Consider the following 554-nt stretch of genomic DNA (forward strand, 5'->3'; position numbering starts at 1 on the left):
CCGAGGTCAAGGCCACCGCGCATGCGCTGAACCAACTCTCGTCGCGGCTGCGGACCGCCATGGAAAGCCGCATGCGGCTGGTCGCCGCCGCCGGCCATGATCTGCGAACGCCGATGACGCGCATGCGGCTGCGCGCCGAATTCCTCGACGACGAACGCGACAAATGGCTTCACGACCTCGACGAACTCGACCGCATCGCCGACAGCGCCATCCGCCTGGTGCGCGAAGAGGTGAACCAGGACGCCGTCGAAGCGGTCGACCTGGCAAAGACGGTGCGCGATATCGAAGCCGAGATGGCATCGCTCGGCCATGCCGTCTCGATCGGGCACCTGGACAAGGTTTGCGTGCGGGCCGGCGCGCTTGGCCTGCGCCGCGCCTTGCGCAACCTGATCGTCAACGCCGCCACCCATGGCAAGGCGTGCCGCATCGACCTGGCCGCAGCCGACAATCGCGCCGTGCTGACCATATCTGACCATGGCCCGGGCATACCCACGGAACTCCTGAACAAGGCGTTCGAGCCCTTCTTCCGCGTCAACCCCGGCCGCCTGCAATCC

At 67.1% G+C, this 554-nt stretch carries 1 protein-coding gene; it reads left to right on the plus strand.

Annotated elements, in window-relative coordinates; translation table 11 throughout:
• The coding region (locus EOC94_RS33470) for an ATP-binding protein (protein ID WP_245465728.1) at positions 1-554 on the plus strand (554 nt) is incomplete at both ends.

Origin of the sequence: Mesorhizobium sp. M6A.T.Ce.TU.016.01.1.1 (genome assembly GCF_003997065.1) — a bacterium.
Lineage (GTDB): Bacteria > Pseudomonadota > Alphaproteobacteria > Rhizobiales > Rhizobiaceae > Mesorhizobium > Mesorhizobium mediterraneum.